Here is a 16,369-nt window from a genome sequence, read left to right as displayed (position 1 = left end):
AAAATCCGAGGTACTCCCTGTGGCCGTTGATATCGAAGATAGCCGCTCTGCGCGCTTTGCCTTGCGCTGTTCAAGTTTTGCCGAACGCTGGTTTCCCGACTCCTGGGTATTCGCCGCGCTGGCGGTGATCATCGTTGCTTTGGCCACTTTGACCATGGGCGCGAAACCCACCGATGCCGCGATGGCGTTCGGCGACGGGTTCTGGAGTCTGATCCCGTTCACCATGCAAATGGCCTTCGTGGTGATCGGCGGCTATGTAGTCGCCAGCTCGCCACCCGCCGTGAAACTGATTGATCGTCTGGCACGCATCCCGAAAAACGGCCGTTCCGCCGTGGCCTGGGTGGCGCTGATCTCGATGGTCGCGTCCCTGCTCAACTGGGGCCTGTCGCTGGTGTTCGGCGGTTTGCTGGTGCGCGCCCTCGCCCGCCGCACCGATCTGAAAATGGATTACCGCGCCGCCGGTGCTGCGGCTTATCTGGGCCTTGGCGCGGTGTGGGCACTGGGTTTGTCGTCGTCGGCTGCGCAGTTACAAGCCAACCCCGCCAGCCTGCCGCCGTCGATCCTGTCGATCACCGGGGTGATTCCGTTCACCGAAACGATTTTCCTCTGGCAGTCCGGCGTGATGCTGCTGGCGCTGATCGTGATCTCGATCATCATCGCTTACGCCACCGCCCCCGGGCCGAACTCGGCGCGCGACGCCAAGGCCTGTGGCATCGACCCGGCCTTCAACCTGCCACCGCTGCAACCGCGTACCCGTCCGGGTGAATGGCTGGAACACAGTCCGCTGCTGATCATCGTGTTGGTGCTGTTGGCGGCGGGATGGCTGTTTCACGAGTTCTCGAGCAAACCGGCGATCACTGCGATTTCCGGCCTCAATACCTACAACTTCCTGTTCATCATGCTCGGCGCATTGCTGCACTGGCGCCCGCGCAGCTTCCTCGATGCCGTGGCCCGGGCGGTGCCGACCACCACCGGCGTGTTGATCCAGTTCCCGCTGTACGGCTCGATTGCTGCGCTGATGACCACGGTCAAAGGCACCGACGCGCAAACCCTGGCGCATCACATTTCGACGTTCTTCGTCAGCATCGCCTCCCACGACACTTATGCGCTGTTGATGGGCGTGTATTCGGCAATTCTCGGTTTCTTCATCCCGTCCGGTGGCGGCAAGTGGATCATCGAGGCGCCGTACGTGATGCAGGTCGCCAATGATCTGCAATACCACCTCGGCTGGGCGGTGCAGATCTACAACGCGGCCGAAGCGCTGCCGAACCTGATCAACCCGTTCTACATGCTGCCGCTGCTCGGCGTACTCGGGTTGAAGGCACGGGATCTGATCGGTTTCTCTTTCGTGCAACTGCTGGTGCACACGCCGCTGGTGCTGCTGTTGCTGTGGGCGTTGGGGACGACGCTGGCGTATACACCGCCAGTGATGCCTTAACCCAAAGCGGGGGCGCAGTCATGATGGCCGCGCCCCACACTTTTCTCCTGAAACAGCCCTGTGTCGGGCTGCCTGTCGCAAATAATGGCTCAGAGCCATCATCCTGCTTTACCGCATCGCTCCCTCGGTAATATTCTGCGCGCCCATAAATGTTTCCATTTTTTACCAAGCGCAAAGGGAGTTCGTTGCAATGATCGTAGGGATTGACCTGGGAACCACCAACAGCCTGGTCGCCGTCTGGCGTGGCGATGCCACCGAGTTGGTGCCCAATGCCCTGGGCCAGTTCCTGACACCGAGCGTAGTCGGTCTGGATGATCAAGGCCGGATTCTGGTGGGTCAGGCGGCGCGCGAGCGTCTGCACACGCATCCGCGCCTGACCGCGTCGCTGTTCAAGCGCCACATGGGCAGCGCCACGGAAATTTATCTGGCCGACAAGGCGTTTCGCCCGGAAGAACTGTCTGCGCTGGTGCTCAAAAGCCTGAAAGAAGACGTCGAGCGCGCGTTCGGCGAAACCGTCACCGAAGCGGTGATCAGCGTCCCGGCCTACTTCAGCGACGCGCAACGCAAAGCCACGCGCATCGCCGGCGAACTGGCCGGGCTGAAGGTCGAGAAGCTGATCAACGAACCGACCGCCGCCGCCCTCGCCTATGGACTGCACCAGCGCGACAAGGAAACCTCGTTCCTGGTCTTCGACCTCGGTGGTGGCACGTTTGACGTGTCGATTCTGGAGCTGTTCGAAGGGGTCATGGAAGTGCGCGCCAGCGCCGGTGACAACTTCCTCGGTGGCGAAGACTTCGACACGGTGCTGCTGGAGCACTTCATCAGCCAGCACCGCTCGGCCGCCGATTTCCCTGAGCGCAGCAGCGTCATCCAGCCGCTGCGTCGCGAGGCCGAGCGTGTGCGCAAGGCACTGGGTCAGGACGACAGCGCCGAATTCCGCTTGCAGCTCGGTGAGCGGCAGTGGACGCAAACCATCACCCAGCAACAGCTGGCGACGCTGTACATGCCGCTGCTCGAGCGCCTGCGCGCGCCGATTGAACGAGCCCTGCGCGATGCGCGCATCCGCGTCAGCGATCTGGACGAGATTCTGTTGGTCGGCGGCACCACGCGCATGCCGCTGGTGCGCAAACTTGCCGCCGGGTTGTTCGGCCGCTTTCCGTCGATCACTCTGGATCCCGATCAGGTCGTGGCCCAGGGCGCGGCGATTCAAGCGGCACTCAAGGCTCGCGCCGCAGCGCTGGAAGAAGTGGTGCTGACCGATGTCTGCTCCTACACGCTGGGCATCGAGACCTCCACCCAGGTCGGCCGCAACTATGAGAGCGGCCACTACCTGCCGATCATCGAGCGCAACAGCATCGTCCCGGTCAGTCGGGTCAAGACCGTGTACACCCTGCACGACAATCAGGAACAGGTGGTCGTGCGGATCTTTCAGGGCGAAAGCCGCCTGGTCAAAGACAACGTGGCGCTCGGCGAGCTGGACATCAAGGTGCCGAAACGCAAGGCCGGCGAAGTTGCCCTTGATGTGCGTTTCACCTACGACAACAACGGCCTGCTCGAAGCCCAGGTGAAAATCCCTCTGACCGGGCAGCAGCATTCGCTGGTCATCGAGAATAATCCGGGCGTGCTCTCGCCCGAAGAGATCCAGCAGCGCCTGGCAAACCTTGCGCAGCTGAAGATTCATCCGCGCGAGCAACAGGTCAACACGCTGTTGAGTGCCCGTCTGGAGCGTCTCTATCAGGAAAGTCTGGGCGATCTGCGTGATCTGATGGGCGATTGGGCCAAGCAATTCCAGATCGCGCTCGACTCTCAGGACGAGCGCCAGATCCGTGAAGTGCGCACCGACTTGAGCCGCCGCCTGAACGAACTTGATCGCACCCCGTGGCAATAAGGAGCCTGGCCATGGATTGCTGGTCGGTGCTGCACCTGCACGATGACGCCGACGCCCGCGACATCAAGCGCGCCTATGCGCGCCTGCTGAAAACCTTCCGCCCCGATGAGGATGCCGAAGGTTTCCAGCGCTTGCGCGAAGCCTACGAACAAGCGCTGGCGATTGCCCGGTGGCGCCTTGAAAACGCTGAGCCTGCGGACGAAGAAGACGTCGCCGTGGCCACGGCCTCCAGCACTTTTGCCGCACTGGCGTTCGATGCTGCGCTGGCAAACAAACACAGCCACCCGCAAAACCAGCCGTGGGATTTTGCCGCTCTCGACGTTCCACCCGTCGGCCCGGCAGCCCCTGAGCCTTTTGCGCCGCCAGCGAAGGATGATGCTTTACGTGTCGAGCCACTGACGCCGGCCCCGGACACAGAAGCGTATGTGCTTGAAGCGCAGGCCGCACGGCAACTGCTTGAGGGGCTATCGCCAGAAAATCTCGACGAGCGTTGGGATCAGGCGCAACAGCAAGGCTGCGCCAAGGCTTTCGAAAGGCTGTTGCTGCAACTGTGTTTTGAACAGCCACAACTGCGCGCTCCGGTGCTGCACTGGGCCGTCGAGCAACTTGGATGGTTGGGGCCGTGGCAGGACGTGCTGATCAATGAACATCAGCGCGACCGGCTCGGCGAAAGCCTGATGGCCGATTATCGAAACGCCTTGCAGGCGATGCTCGAAAGCCAGAACGAACGCGAATTTCTCAACGTGCTCAAACGCTACAGCGCTCAACCGTGGCTGCAGGTTTTCGATCACCGCGAACAATGGCAGCAAACCCTTTTGCACTTGCTCAATGACACTGAGTGGAGCGTGCCGCTGTTCGACCGCATCGGCCAGTTGTTCGGCTGGGATCACAACAAAGGCCTGCACCCGCAGCCGGACTGGCTCTGGGACGCCTTGATCGAACGCTGCGACCAGGAAAGCTTCTACGACAATCTGCGCGCCAAGGCGGAAAGTGACCGCACGTGGGCGGCCGACGTTCAGGCGGCGCATCTGTTGATCAACCCGCTCAAGCCTTTGCAGCAGAAGAAGATCATCGACGGCTTTGGCCAGAATGAATGGCAGGCCTGCCATGACTTGTCGGAAAAACTCACGTGGCGCTTCCCCGAGTTGCTCGCACGTTTGCCCTACGCCGATGTTTTTTACTGGCGGCGTTTTTTTCCACGGCCCATCGCTGCCGAAACCTGGGTACGTGTGTGGGCGGCCATTGCCTTGGCGCTGTTCCTGCAACATCTGCCCTCGCAAGAAAAAACGGCCATGCACCTCATCTTCATTCCAATGATATTTGCCTGTGTGCCGGTCTGGTTTTTCCGCTTTGCCCTGAGTTGGTGGGTGGTGCTCACGTCCTATGTCATCGTGCCGGATCTGTGGCTCACCGAATGGCTGATTCCACGCAAATGGAACCCTGACACGCGCTGGCTGGTGATACGCCACGGAGTACCGCAAGGGGTGATGGTGCTGCTGTTTTCGCTGCTGCTCGGGCCGCTGGGGGCGCTCACTTATGTCGGCACGCTCCTGATCGGGCTGATGCACAAACGCCGTATCGGCTCGCTCGATCCGGAACTGAGCCAGCGCCGTCCTTGGCTGACGGCGCTGCACTGGGCGCACTTCAGTCCGCTGCAATTGTTCTTTCTGCTGGTCATGACCGCCATGACAGCGGCCGGCAGGCTCGGCTTTTCGCTCACCCAGTTCATGCCCGGCTAGGAGCGCAACGACAAAACGCTCTGTCACCCAACCGTCACATTGCCTTGCTAGCGTCCGCCCGAAACATACTGAAACAATTAAGCGAAACGGGCTGAACGATGAAAGACGACACAGACAGCACTGACGCAGCTGAATCCAATCAACCTACCGACACCAGTCGCCGCCGCTTCCTCGGCGGCGTCGCGGTGCTCGGTGTCGGTGCCACACTGGCCGGGTGTGGCACCGCCGGTGATCAACCGGGCAAACCGGCCGAGCGCCCTCTGACGCCCGCCGAGCTGGACAAGGCCCTGCGCGATCAAGTGAAAACCGTGGTGGTGATCTACGCCGAGAACCGCAGTTTCAATAACCTGTTCGGTGATTTCCCCGGTGTCGAACAGCCGCTGGCCGCGCTCAAACCCGCCGACTATCAACAACGCGATCGCGACGGCTCGCTGCTGCAAACCCTGCCGCCCGTCTGGGGCGGCGTCCTGCAGATCGGCCCGCAAACCGTCGATGGCGTGACCTACCCCAGCGCCACGCAGTTTCAGGAAAACCTGCCCAACGCACCGTTCGCCCTCAAAGGCCCGAATGGCGAGGACTTGCCGTTCGGTCTGGTCACCCGCGACTTGTGGCACGTGTTCTATCAGAACCAGATGCAGATCAATGGCGGCAAGAACGATGGCTTCGTCGCCTGGGCCGACTCCGGCGGCTTGACCATGGGCCATTACGCCCAGAGCCGTTATTCCCTGCGTCTGTGGGACGTCGCTCAGGAGTTTGTGCTGTGCGACAACTTCTTCCAGGGCGCTTTCGGTGGCTCGTTTCTCAACCACCAATACCTGATCAGCGCCACCGCGCCGTTCTATCCTGACGCCGCCAATTCCGTGGCCAAATCGCAGATCGCCGCGCTGCAAAGCGATGATCCGAGCGACCCGCGCCTCAAGCCGTTGGAGCAATCGCCGGCCAGCGCGATGAGCGGCCCGCCACAGTTCGGCCCGAGTGCTTTGACCCCGGACGGCTTCGGCGTCAACACCCTCGCCCCGCCCTACTGGCCGACGTGGATTCGCGACCCTGAGCGCCCGGCTTATTCGAAAGCGGATCTGCCCAACGTGATGGTGCCGCAGACCCACGAACACATCGGCGACAAGTTGTCGAAAAAGCACATTGATTGGGCGTGGTATGCCGGCGCGTGGCAGGCGACGCTGGAGCAATACAAGGATTCCGCCGGCATTCCGAAAATCCCCAACTTTCAGTATCACCATCAGCCGTTCAACTACTTCAAGCAGCAAGGCCCGGAGAACCCCGACGAGCGCAATAAACGCCTGCGCGATGCCGGGCTGGGGGATGAGTCGAGCACAAACAAGTTCTTCGCCGATGCCGAGGCGGGCAAGCTGCCGGCGGTGAGTTTCTACAAACCCCAAGGCAACCTGAACATGCACGCCGGTTACGCCGATGTGGCCTCCGGTGACCGGCATATCGTGCGTGCGCTGAAGGTGCTGCGCGAAAGTCCGCAGTGGCAAAACATGGTGGTGATCGTCACGGTCGACGAGAACGGCGGCTGGTGGGATCACGTCGCACCGCCCAAGGGCGATCGTTGGGGGCCAGGCTCACGAGTGCCGGCGCTGGTGGTGTCGCCGTTTGCGCGCAAGGGCACGGTTGATCACACGGTCTACGACACGGCATCGATTCTGCGGTTGATCACCCGAGTCTTCCAGTTGGAAACCCTCGACGGTCTCAAGCAACGTGACGAGGCGATGGTTGCCCGGGGCCAGCAACCCATGGGCGATTTGACCAATGCCCTGCATTTTCCGGCCTGAAAACCAGCCCTGCGAGTTTGCGCAAAAATCTGCCAATGATGGCTTCTCTGTCAAACGCGGCTGATCCACTATGAGGCGCCCCCGACACGCGGGGAACCCACGCTGAAAAGGATCTGAGCATGTTCAAACTCGCAGGACTCACCCTCGCCGCGCTCACACTGAGCGCAGCCGCCCACGCCGATGTCGATCTGAAACTGGGCAGCAGCGAACGCGTCACCCGCCTCTTCGCTTACCCCAACAATTGCAGCGTGATCTGCTTCCGCAACTGGACGCTGGAACAGACCGTCGCCCATTACCTCAGCCAGAGCGTGCAACGCGATGGTTATGCCGATGCCAAAGTGCTGGTCAAGACCGACAACGGCCAGCTCTACGCTGAGATCACTGGCGTGCCAAAGGATTACGACAAACCGCTGTCGGCGCTGCTGGACGCCGGAGATCTGGCCTACACCGGTGCGAGCAAACTCAATGCCGATGGCAAATGGGCTTACAGCTGGTACCTGTTTCTGCCGCTGGGCATGGCGCTGGAAAACCGTAAAAGTGTCGAGCTGCTGCACTTCCCGCCGGATTACTCGCTGACCCAGGCGCAGGATTATCTGCGTTCGAACACCACCGATCGCTGGGCGACGCTGCTGACCGACAACGGCATTCCTGCTGACCAGACGCCAGCGTTCCAGACCATTATCGACATCGCCCCCATCGCTGCGCCGTCCAACGCCGGCAGTGATCTGGAAGGCGTGTATGACTACTTCAAGGACTACCAGACCACCCTGGTCAAACAGTTCAGCCAGACCGCCAGCGGCGCAACGCTGCCGATGGTCGCGTTTGGCGCGCCGGTGCGTAACTGGATCAAGCAGCAATACGGGCCCACCGTGAATGTCCTGGGCCTGGCGACCATCAGCCCGAGCGAAGGCGTGAACGTGCCGGTGCTGGGTTCCAACCACCCGAGTTACATCTGGTACGCCGCTGACCCGAAGAGCTACACCGGCGACGACGCACAGGCCAAGGCTGATGCTGCGGGTCTGAAAGTCATGGGTCAGGATTTGAGCGCGGCCTGCTGGCAAGCGGGCATGGGCAGCAAACCGGGCAGCGATGCGCAGGCCACCCTCAACAGTTGCACGCAGACGTGGCAGGTGACGCAGAAAGTCAAAACCTGCGAATTGTTCTACACCTCGATCCGCAACCTGACCCCGGAGCAGGCCGTCGCCAAGTGCGCGACCACCCCGATCAAGGCCCAACTGAAGCAATTGCAGGCACCGCTGCCTGCCACCGCCGTTCCCGCCCCGCACCTGTAATCGCTTGAAGCGCTCCCGTGTCAGCCAATGCTGACGCGGGAAAGCGTCTAAATCGCCTGTCAGATCTGACAGTAGACCGGCTATACCTAATACGACACGATTGGATCCAAATAGACGTGTTGCAGCAATGACAGGACGTCACCCCAAGGAAGTCGCAAAATCTTTGCGACAAGGACTGTTATGAACATCCATGCCATGACGCAATCGGCGCCACGCGATACTGAAGGTATTTACCCCTTCGCCGGTTTGCCCGTGCGCCTGGGGTTCCCTGCCAGGGCCGATTTCGAAATCATCCACGATGCGCACGGCAGCCCTGTGGCGGTCGCGGCGCGGCGTGAGTTTTTACAAAGTCGCCGGATGTGCCGGGTGTCCGGACAACTACTGCCCTATCGCTGCCGACAGACCCGACAAATGCTGACGGGCATCCACATTTACGATCCGCGCTTTTGCGGCTTGATCGAACACGCGTGCGACCCCAACGTATTCCTCGACATGAGCGAGCTGTGGTTGTGGGCGTTGAAAGATATCCACAGGGGGGAGCGGCTGACCATGGACTACGCCGCCACCGAAGACAAACTGCTGCATCAGTTTGCCTGCGGCTGCGGGGCCAAACGCTGCCGAGGGTGGATCACCGGTTACGACGAACCACCCAGCATCGAGGGCTACCACTTTCTACAGCGCTGGCGGCACTCGGGTTTGCGTTGAAAGCGTTCGTTACAACGCGCCAACCGGACGCAAACGGTATTGCGGCGGCAATTGCTCGAAACCGCTGATGGTGGTGTTCAGGCTTTTCCAGCGGCCATCCTTGATGCCGTAGATGCAGCCGTGGATCGACAGGCTCTGCCCGCGATGCCAGGCGTTCTGGATGATGCTGGTGTGCGCGACGTTGGCCACTTGCTGGACCACGTTGAGTTCGCAGAGACGATCGACCTGCTCTTCTTCGGTCGGCAACTTGGCCAGCTCTTCGCGCTTTTCGTAGTACAGATCGCGGATCGAGCGCAGCCAGCCGTCGATCAGGCCGAACTGGCGATCCTGCATCGACGCGCGCACACCGCCGCAGCCGTAGTGGCCGGTGACGAGAATGTGTTTAACCTTGAGCACATCGACCGCGTACTGGATCACCGACAGGCAATTGAGGTCGGTGTGCAGCACCACGTTGGCGACGTTGCGGTGCACGAACAGATCGCCCGGCAGCATGCCGACGATCTCGTTGGCCGGCACGCGTGCGTCGGAACAGCCGATCCACAGATATTCCGGCGTTTGCTGGCGCGCCAGTTTGGCGAAGAAATCCGGGTCTTCCTTGGTGATCGCGTCAGCCCAACGCTCGTTGTTATCAATCAGGTCTTGTAAGTCGTGCATGCTGTAAGGCCTCAAGAAAGATGCGCTGCTTTGACAGACGACCGCCGGTCGGGGTCACGCCAGAATCGCAAGTGATTTCGTGGGAATTCTCGTGTGCCCGATGAGTCCACCTTAGTAAGGCCCACAGTATGAGGATTTGCCATGACTGATTCACGACGCCCTTTTGACGCGGTGCAACCGGAACCGATCGATGATAACGAAGACCGCATGGGTTCGGTGCATGAGCTGGATTTCGACGAAGACGAACCCAGCGCGAAAATCGGTGATGAAATCCCGGAACGTGAACGCGAGCAGTTGATGCCGAACGAGCGGGTGCGCGAGGCCGGGTTTACCGGCGCATCGACCGCCGACCATGAACCCACCGACGATGACCTGAGCCCGGAAACGCTGATTCATGAAGATGGCGCACGGGATGCCGAAGAGGCCGGGGAAGGCAATCAGGCCGATTGGGACCTGAGCATTGTTGATGAAGATGATATTGGCGGTGGCAACGGGCTGGATGAGGCGGAACTGGCGCGGCGCGATCCGCTGGATGGCAATCGCTAATCACTTGAGCTGAAACTCTGTAGGAGCTGCCGAAGGCTGCGATCTTTTGATCTTGTTTCGTAACAGCAGAAGCAAAATCAAAGGATCGCAGCCTTCGGCAGCTCCTGCAGTTAATCAGTCAACCAGGGTGCAAGCCATGACCACGGCATCTTCACGTCCGCCCACCGCCGGATAATAATCCCGACGCCGGCCAATCTCGTTGAAGCCATAGCGCTCGTATAACTTGAACGCCGCCGTATTGCTGTCACGCACTTCCAGAAAGCATTCCCGAGCGTCAGCCTTGTAGGCAATCGACATCAGATGCTCCAGCAACGTCAGCCCCAGGCCACGCCCCTGATTTTCCGGTTTGACGGTAATGTTGAGCAGGTGTGCCTCATCCAGAATGATCTGCACCACCCCGTGCCCCACCTGCTGCTGGCCTTCGAACATCAGCCAGATCTGGTATTTGCCCAAGCCGTCGAGAAAAATCCCCCGGGTCCACGGGTGGCTGTAAGCGGCGTACTCGATTTTCAGCACGGTTTCCAGATCCGCCTCGGTCATCGGGCGGAACGATACAGCGTCACTCATTCGATTCTTTCCAGCGCGCCATCAGCCGACGCATGGCTTGCCACACAGCGGCCTTGCGTTGTGGCTCTTCCATTAACAATTCCAGACCGGGAATGGCCCAGGCCGCGCCCAGACCTTCGATCTGCAATTCACGATTGAATGCTTCGGCGTCCGCTTCACCGGCAAAACGCACCGCCGGCAGACCGATCAGCCACAGGCAGGCGCACGGCGCGGCTTCCATTTGCACGGAAAGGAAACCCTGGACGAAATCGCGCGCCGCCTCCGGGCCTTGATCCATGGTGCCGCGATTGAGCCACGGCCAGCGCACCGGCTCGCCGACAATCTGCGGCGCATCCGGCAGACCGGCGGCGCGCAGCATGTCTTTGAGCAACAGATAGGCCGGATCGCGGCTCTGGAAGGCTTCACCTGTGGGTAACTCGACCAGCAGCAGGCAACGCCCGGCGCGCAACAGTTGCAGGGCGAAACGCGGCGGCGGCACCGGTGCCGGTTTGGCGACGACCGGTGTGTCATCGACCACTTCCACCGGTTTGGCACCGTTGCGGGTGCTCGCCAACGACGGCCGCGGGACTTCGATTTTCGGCCGTTCGACCGGACGAGCGGCAACCGTTTGCACCGGCGCTTCGGCCTGCGGCGCGGGCACCACCGGCGCCTCCACCTCAGGCTCGGGCATATCCAGCAGCTCGGGCCGTGACGGTGCGGCAAAGGGCAATTCGGTGCGCGGCAGCCAATTGACCACCTGCATGGCGTTCAAATAGGCGCGGCGGCGGGACTCGATAAGCAAGGGTCGGCCACTTGTGGATAACTAAAGTGCGCTGATTCTACCGCCGTTCGCTCAAGATCGCCCGTTGTTGATCGATAGACTTGATCTAAAGAAAGCGACAGTCCGTCCCGAGAGTGAATCGCATCCTTCGTGATGCAGTACAATCGCCGCTTTTCATTGCCAACCAGCCGGGCATTCCGATGATCGAACCCAAGCGCGTCTTGCGCGCCCTCGCTGAACACTGGGCACTGCTTGAGCCACTGTGTGAGCACTTCGACCAAGGCACATTGAGCCTCAACGAACTGCGCTCGCAACTGGCCGCCCAACAACTGGACAGCACGCCGCAGGACATCACCAGCCTGCTCGACGTGTGGATTCGCCTCGATATCCTGATTCCGGTGGCGAAAAGCCCGAACCGTTTCGAGCTGAACGCACAGATCCACGATTTCCTCGCGTACCTGCGGCGTGAACACCGCTTGGGCCTGTGCCTGGAAATCGAAGCTTATCTGCGTCACCTCGAACGTCTGGCCGGTTACATTCAGGACGCTTTCGAAGTCCGCGACGGCCACGACCTCGCCCGCCAGTTGCGCCTGCTCGACATGCGTGTGCGTGACGTGCTGAAGAAGCTCGACAACGACGAACAGGCCCTGGTCGCCGTGGCCGAGCGCGCGAAGACCAGCGATCGGCAGATTCCATTGCGTCAGCGTTACGCCGAAGTACTGGCGACGTGGGACGAATACGTCGAGCCGATGATCGATCTGGTGAACGCCGACGGCGCCTTCGAACAAGGCGTGCGCAAGGTCGAAACCGTGTTGCTGAAGATGCTCAGCGAACAGCAGCGCCTCGGCCATCTGGTCGATGACGACATGCTGTTGCGCACCCACGCGCGCATCCTCGAAATGCAGACCAGCGCCCAACTGACGTTGCGTCACGCCCGCGAACTGCTGCTGCCGCTGCGTGAAGAAGCGCGCCGGCACAACGCCGTGACCCGTGGCGCGGCGCTGGCTCTGGCCGCCATTCGGCGTAAAGGCATCGATGCCGTGCCGCAAGCGGCGATGCCGCTGTTCACCCGGCCGCAAAGCACCTTCCTCGGCAGCGCCAGTCAGGTCGAAGCCTACGTCTATGCGTTGGCACGTTTCGAGCCGAAACCGGCGCGCTTCCCCAAGGCGCACAAGACCCAGAAAGGCGAAGCCCCGCGCGCGCCACGCACCGTGCGCGAGATGGTCGACCGTTGCGAAGAAGCCCTGCCGATGCCGGATCTGATGACCTGGCTGCTGGAGCAGGAACCGGACGGCGCCACCGACGAATTGCTCTACTGGTTCTCGCGCCTGTCGCGGGAAAAACGCTTCAAGCGTGAGCGTCTGGAACGCCGCGAATACCACACTCACGAGCACCAGGTCAGCCTGCGCTCCTTCGCCCTGCTCTCGGCCAGCGATACCGCCGCCGAGAATTCCGCGAGCACATCCAATGCATCTTGATCTTTCCGAACTGTCGCAACTAGCGCCGATCTTCCGCGAGCTGTTCAAGGGTTACCACGTCAGCCGCCGCGACCCGGAGCTGTACGCGCAACTGTCGAACTTCCAGGATCAGTACCGCACGCTGTTCAAGGCGCTGGGCTTTGAACTGGTCTGCGACACCCGTGGTTTCTACTACTTCGTGCCGGACATGGCCGCGGCGGCGGTGAACAAGACCGCCCAGCGTCTGGCGCTGTTCACCTTCATCCTCGTCGAGCACCTGGCCGATCAGGGCCGCGACCCGATCGCCGTGCTCGATGGCGGCAGCCTCGGCCGCGAAGAGTTGCCATCGCTGCTGGAGAAGTACCGCGACCTGTTCATCCAGGCCGAAGTGCAGACCGTCGAAGAACTGGAAGAAAAAATCATGCGCCGCATGACCCAGCTCGGTTTTGCCGGTGAAGAAAACGGCGTGTACCGCTTCCTCCCGCCGATGCACCGTTTCCTCGACGTGTGCCTGTCGGTGCAGCAGGACCGTGATCTGGCGGCCAGCGTGCACAGCGTTCTGCCGCTGCCGGCACCGGTGCTGATCGACGAAGCGGCCGAAGCCAAATTCCTCGAAACCGACGACCCGCTCGATCTTTCCGAATTTGAAGAAGAGAGCGAAGAAGACGCACTGGCCCGCGCCATTGCCGAAGAACAGGAGTCCGACGCATGAGCCAGGAACGCTACGGCATCCGCCGCTTTGCCCTTTTGAACACCGCCGGTTACAGCCTCGGTCTGTTCCCGCTGGAAGAACCGCTGTCGGTCTACGGCGCGAACAACCTCGGTAAATCGGCGTCGATCAACGCCTTGCAGTTCCCGATTCTGGCGCGCATGTCGGACATGAGCTTCGGCAAGTACAGCCTCGAACAATCGCGGCGCTTCTACTTCGCCTCCGACACCAGCTACATCCTCGTCGAAGTGAACCTGCCCCACGGCCCGCACGTGATCGGCGTGGTCGGTCGCGGCCCGGGCGGTGGTTTCGGTCACCAGTTCTTTGCCTACGCTGGCAAGCTCGATCTCGCGCATTACCAGAAGAACGACACCTGCCTGCGTCAGAAAGAGCTGTTCAGCAACCTTGAGAAAGAAGGCCTGAAAGCCTACGAACTCAAGCCGGACGAACTGCGCCGCTTGCTGGTTGGCGGCCACACCTCGATCCCGCTGGATCTGACCCTGATCCCGCTGCGCTCCACCAGCGAGCAGAGCCTGAAGACCTTCCGCGCGCTGTTCATCAACCTGTTGCACATGCGCGAAATCACGGCAGCCAAACTCAAGCAGCTGTTCCTCGATGCGTTCGAGCACAGCCTGCGTTCCGGCAGCGTCGATTACATCGCCGCGTGCGAAGAAGCCTTCCGCGACGTACGCCGCATGGAGCAGGACTACAACTCACTGGTCGCTGCCGGCCCGTTGGTTGAGGCCTTGGCCAATGGCGTGAAACAGCGCGACGTGCTGCGCGGCAAACTGCATCGCCTGTCGCCGCTGCTCGATTCGCTGCTCGGTACCTGGTCGGACTACGCCAATGCGCGCAAGGAAGAGCTGACCATTCAGGCCGAGCACTACCGTCGCGAGCAGGACGATCTGCAAAATGATCAACGCGGTGGCACTCAGGAACTGATGCGCCTGGAGCGGGAAATTTCCGGCATCCAGCGCTGGCTCGGCGAGTTGTCGGTATTGAAAAACCGCTTCGCCCTGGTCGATGACGTCAAAGTGCTTGAGCAACAACTGCTCGCAGCCAAAGACGCTCACGACGAACTGGCCGGCGCCTTGGCACAATCCCGCCAGTTCAGTGCCGAAGATCTGGAAGAGCGTCTGCGCGATCTGGAAAAACGCCTGAAGTCGGTGAAGCAGCAACTCGATCACGCCGACAACAACAGCTACGCCCGCCTGCGCGAAGAGTTCTCGCAACAGGACGTCGAGCGTTTGATGCGCCTGTTCAATAGCGCGTTGTTCAGCCTGCCGCTGGGCGAACACGGCATCACCCTCGACGAGGAAGGCGAGTGGGTCAAATCGGTTGAACTGATTCTCGATGGCTTCAAAGGCGAGCGCTTCGAAGTGCCGGGCCTGTCCATCGACATCTCGCACATCGAGCCGCCGGCATTGCAGGCACTGGCTGACCGTGCCGCGTTACGCGATCAGAAAGAGCGTCTGGAAAAAGAGCTCAAGCAGCTGAAAACCCAACAAGCCGTGGCCGCTGACCGCGCCGCGAGCAAGACCCAGACCGAGGCGCTGTACCAGCAGGTGCTGGACGCGCAGAAAGCCCTGGAAGACTTCCGGCGCACCCAGACGCTGAGTGCCGAAGAAGGCGACAAGCTCGAGCAACTGGCGCAGATGGAAGCCGCTCAGGATGAACTCAAGCGCTCCAGCGATGCGTTCACCGAGCGCGTCCAGCAACTGTCCGCCAAGCTACAACTGGTCGGCCGCCAGATCGCGGATATGGAAGCCAAACAGCGCACCCTCGACGACGCGCTGCGCCGTCGTCAGTTGCTGCCGGCGGATCTGCCGTTCGGTACGCCGTTCATGGATCCGGTCGACGATTCCATGGACAACCTGCTGCCGCTGCTCAACGACTATCAGGACAGCTGGCAGGGCCTGCTGCGTGCCGACGGTCAGATTGAAGCGCTGTACGCGCAGGTGCGTCTGAAAGGCGTGGCCAAGTTCGACAGCGAAGACGATATGGAACGCCGTCTGTCGTTGCTGATCAACGCTTACGCACACCGTACCGATGAGGCGCTGACGCTGGGCAAGGCCCGTCGTGCGGCAGTCACCGACATCGCCCGGACCCTGCGTAACATCCGCAGCGACTACGACAGCCTCGAGCATCAATTGGCGCTGTTCAACCGCGAAATCAACAAGCGTCAGGTCTCCAACCTGCAGAGCTTCCGCATCGTCCTCGCGCCGAACAAGGAAGCGCTCAAGCACATCGACCAGATCATCCACAGCGCCGGTCAGTACGAAGAAGGCGAAACCCTGTCGGTGTTTGACCTGAGCCAGAGCGCCGAGCAGGACAACAAGAACGAAGAGGCCAAGGAATACCTCGCGCGGCTGGTGGCGGCTAACCACAACCAGCTCGGCCTCAAGGATTTGTTCGAACTGGCGTTCGAGATCACCAAGGTCAACGGTCAGCCGGTGATTCATACCGACATTGACGGCGCGGCGTCCAACGGTACGACCATGACCATCAAGGCGCTGACCAACATGTATTTGTTGCTGCACTTGATGGATCGCGATCTGGCCGGCCGTGTGCGTCTGCCGTACTACCTCGATGAAGCAGCGGACATCGACGAGAAGAACCAGGCAGCGCTGCTGGAAACCAGTCTGCAACTGGGCTTCGTGCCGATTCTGGCGAGTGTGAAGCCGCAGGTCTGCGCCAGTGTCGCGATCGACCTGGAAGGCGGTAGCGGCCCGGCGGGCATCTACATCGATGAGGCGGACTGGAAGTACATCCGTCGCCATGATGTGGTGAAGGCGACGCTGAACGTTGAAGCAGATGAACC

13 protein-coding genes are annotated in these 16,369 nt (G+C 61.1%); 10 read left to right on the top strand and 3 right to left on the bottom strand.

Annotated elements, in window-relative coordinates; all coding sequences use genetic code 11:
* Positions 1 to 19: 19 nt before the first annotated feature.
* The 6 genes from M9827_RS16090 to M9827_RS16065 all read left to right on the top strand — a co-directional run bounded on the left by M9827_RS16090 (position 20) and on the right by M9827_RS16065 (position 8,855).
* The gene (locus M9827_RS16090; protein WP_250606168.1) at positions 20 to 1,438 is read left to right on the top strand and encodes a short-chain fatty acid transporter; all 1,419 of its coding nucleotides are present in this window, start codon (positions 20 to 22) and stop codon (positions 1,436 to 1,438) included.
* A gap of 190 nt (positions 1,439 to 1,628) precedes the next feature.
* A complete protein-coding gene (locus M9827_RS16085) occupies positions 1,629 to 3,326 on the top strand; it encodes a molecular chaperone HscC (RefSeq protein ID WP_250606167.1) in 1,698 nt (565 codons plus the stop codon).
* A gap of 11 nt (positions 3,327 to 3,337) precedes the next feature.
* The gene (locus M9827_RS16080; protein ID WP_250606166.1) at positions 3,338 to 5,065 is read left to right on the top strand and encodes a J domain-containing protein; all 1,728 of its coding nucleotides are present in this window, start codon (positions 3,338 to 3,340) and stop codon (positions 5,063 to 5,065) included.
* 98 nt (positions 5,066 to 5,163) lie between these two features.
* Entirely contained in the window at positions 5,164 to 6,858 is a 1,695-nt protein-coding gene (locus M9827_RS16075; RefSeq protein WP_250606165.1) for an acid phosphatase, read from the top strand.
* Positions 6,859 to 6,977: 119 nt separating this feature from the next.
* Entirely contained in the window at positions 6,978 to 8,150 is a 1,173-nt protein-coding gene (locus M9827_RS16070; RefSeq protein ID WP_250606164.1) for a hypothetical protein, read from the top strand.
* Positions 8,151 to 8,330: 180 nt separating this feature from the next.
* On the top strand, positions 8,331 to 8,855 hold the full coding sequence (locus M9827_RS16065; protein ID WP_250606163.1) for an SET domain-containing protein-lysine N-methyltransferase: 525 nt from the start codon (positions 8,331 to 8,333) through the stop codon (positions 8,853 to 8,855).
* 9 nt (positions 8,856 to 8,864) lie between these two features.
* Here M9827_RS16065 and can read toward each other — a convergent pair whose 3' ends face one another.
* On the bottom strand, positions 8,865 to 9,509 hold the full coding sequence (can, locus tag M9827_RS16060; protein WP_003228196.1) for a carbonate dehydratase: 645 nt from the start codon (positions 9,507 to 9,509) through the stop codon (positions 8,865 to 8,867).
* A 141-nt stretch (positions 9,510 to 9,650) separates the two neighbouring features.
* On the opposite strand from can, the gene M9827_RS16055 reads away from it, so the two are divergent.
* A complete protein-coding gene (locus M9827_RS16055) occupies positions 9,651 to 10,055 on the top strand; it encodes a serine kinase/phosphatase (RefSeq protein ID WP_123589259.1) in 405 nt (134 codons plus the stop codon).
* Positions 10,056 to 10,169: 114 nt separating this feature from the next.
* Here M9827_RS16055 and rimI read toward each other — a convergent pair whose 3' ends face one another.
* Positions 10,170 to 10,622, bottom strand: coding sequence for a ribosomal protein S18-alanine N-acetyltransferase (rimI, locus tag M9827_RS16050; protein WP_007978046.1), 453 nt, complete (start codon positions 10,620 to 10,622; stop codon positions 10,170 to 10,172).
* Entirely contained in the window at positions 10,615 to 11,364 is a 750-nt protein-coding gene (locus M9827_RS16045; protein ID WP_250606386.1) for an energy transducer TonB, read from the bottom strand. The genes rimI and M9827_RS16045 overlap by 8 nt, the downstream gene beginning before the upstream one ends.
* Before the next feature lie 218 nt (positions 11,365 to 11,582).
* Here M9827_RS16045 and mksB point away from each other — a divergent pair, with 218 nt between their 5' ends.
* From mksB to mksF, 3 genes are all read left to right on the top strand, one after another.
* Positions 11,583 to 12,860, top strand: coding sequence for an Mks condensin complex protein MksB (gene mksB / locus M9827_RS16040; protein WP_250606162.1), 1,278 nt, complete (start codon positions 11,583 to 11,585; stop codon positions 12,858 to 12,860).
* A complete protein-coding gene (gene mksE, locus M9827_RS16035) occupies positions 12,850 to 13,551 on the top strand; it encodes an Mks condensin complex protein MksE (protein ID WP_166221109.1) in 702 nt (233 codons plus the stop codon). Before mksB ends, mksE begins: the two co-directional genes overlap by 11 nt.
* A partial coding sequence (mksF, locus tag M9827_RS16030) for an Mks condensin complex protein MksF (protein ID WP_250606161.1) occupies positions 13,548 to 16,369 on the top strand: 2,822 nt, incomplete at its 3' end. The genes mksE and mksF, both read left to right, overlap by 4 nt.

The sequence above is a fragment of the Pseudomonas sp. AKS31 genome (genome assembly GCF_023634765.1).
In the GTDB taxonomy this organism is placed as follows: Bacteria; Pseudomonadota; Gammaproteobacteria; order Pseudomonadales; family Pseudomonadaceae; genus Aquipseudomonas.
The sequence above is the reverse complement of the archived record's forward strand: the minus strand, read 5'-3'. Positions and strand labels throughout refer to the sequence as shown.

What these genes read in the sequence shown, in the direction of transcription:
- M9827_RS16085 (WP_250606167.1), top strand. Translation starts at nt 1,629, where the DNA reads ATGATCGTAGGGATTGACCTGGGAACCACCAACAGCCTGGTCGCCGTC.
- M9827_RS16080 (WP_250606166.1), top strand. Translation starts at nt 3,338, where the DNA reads ATGGATTGCTGGTCGGTGCTGCACCTGCACGATGACGCCGACGCCCGC.
- M9827_RS16075 (WP_250606165.1), top strand. Translation starts at nt 5,164, where the DNA reads ATGAAAGACGACACAGACAGCACTGACGCAGCTGAATCCAATCAACCT.
- M9827_RS16070 (WP_250606164.1), top strand. Translation starts at nt 6,978, where the DNA reads ATGTTCAAACTCGCAGGACTCACCCTCGCCGCGCTCACACTGAGCGCA.
- M9827_RS16065 (WP_250606163.1), top strand. Translation starts at nt 8,331, where the DNA reads ATGAACATCCATGCCATGACGCAATCGGCGCCACGCGATACTGAAGGT.
- can (WP_003228196.1), bottom strand. Translation starts at nt 9,509, where the DNA reads ATGCACGACTTACAAGACCTGATTGATAACAACGAGCGTTGGGCTGAC.
- M9827_RS16055 (WP_123589259.1), top strand. Translation starts at nt 9,651, where the DNA reads ATGACTGATTCACGACGCCCTTTTGACGCGGTGCAACCGGAACCGATC.
- rimI (WP_007978046.1), bottom strand. Translation starts at nt 10,622, where the DNA reads ATGAGTGACGCTGTATCGTTCCGCCCGATGACCGAGGCGGATCTGGAA.
- M9827_RS16045 (WP_250606386.1), bottom strand. Translation starts at nt 11,364, where the DNA reads ATGCAGGTGGTCAATTGGCTGCCGCGCACCGAATTGCCCTTTGCCGCA.
- mksB (WP_250606162.1), top strand. Translation starts at nt 11,583, where the DNA reads ATGATCGAACCCAAGCGCGTCTTGCGCGCCCTCGCTGAACACTGGGCA.
- mksE (WP_166221109.1), top strand. Translation starts at nt 12,850, where the DNA reads ATGCATCTTGATCTTTCCGAACTGTCGCAACTAGCGCCGATCTTCCGC.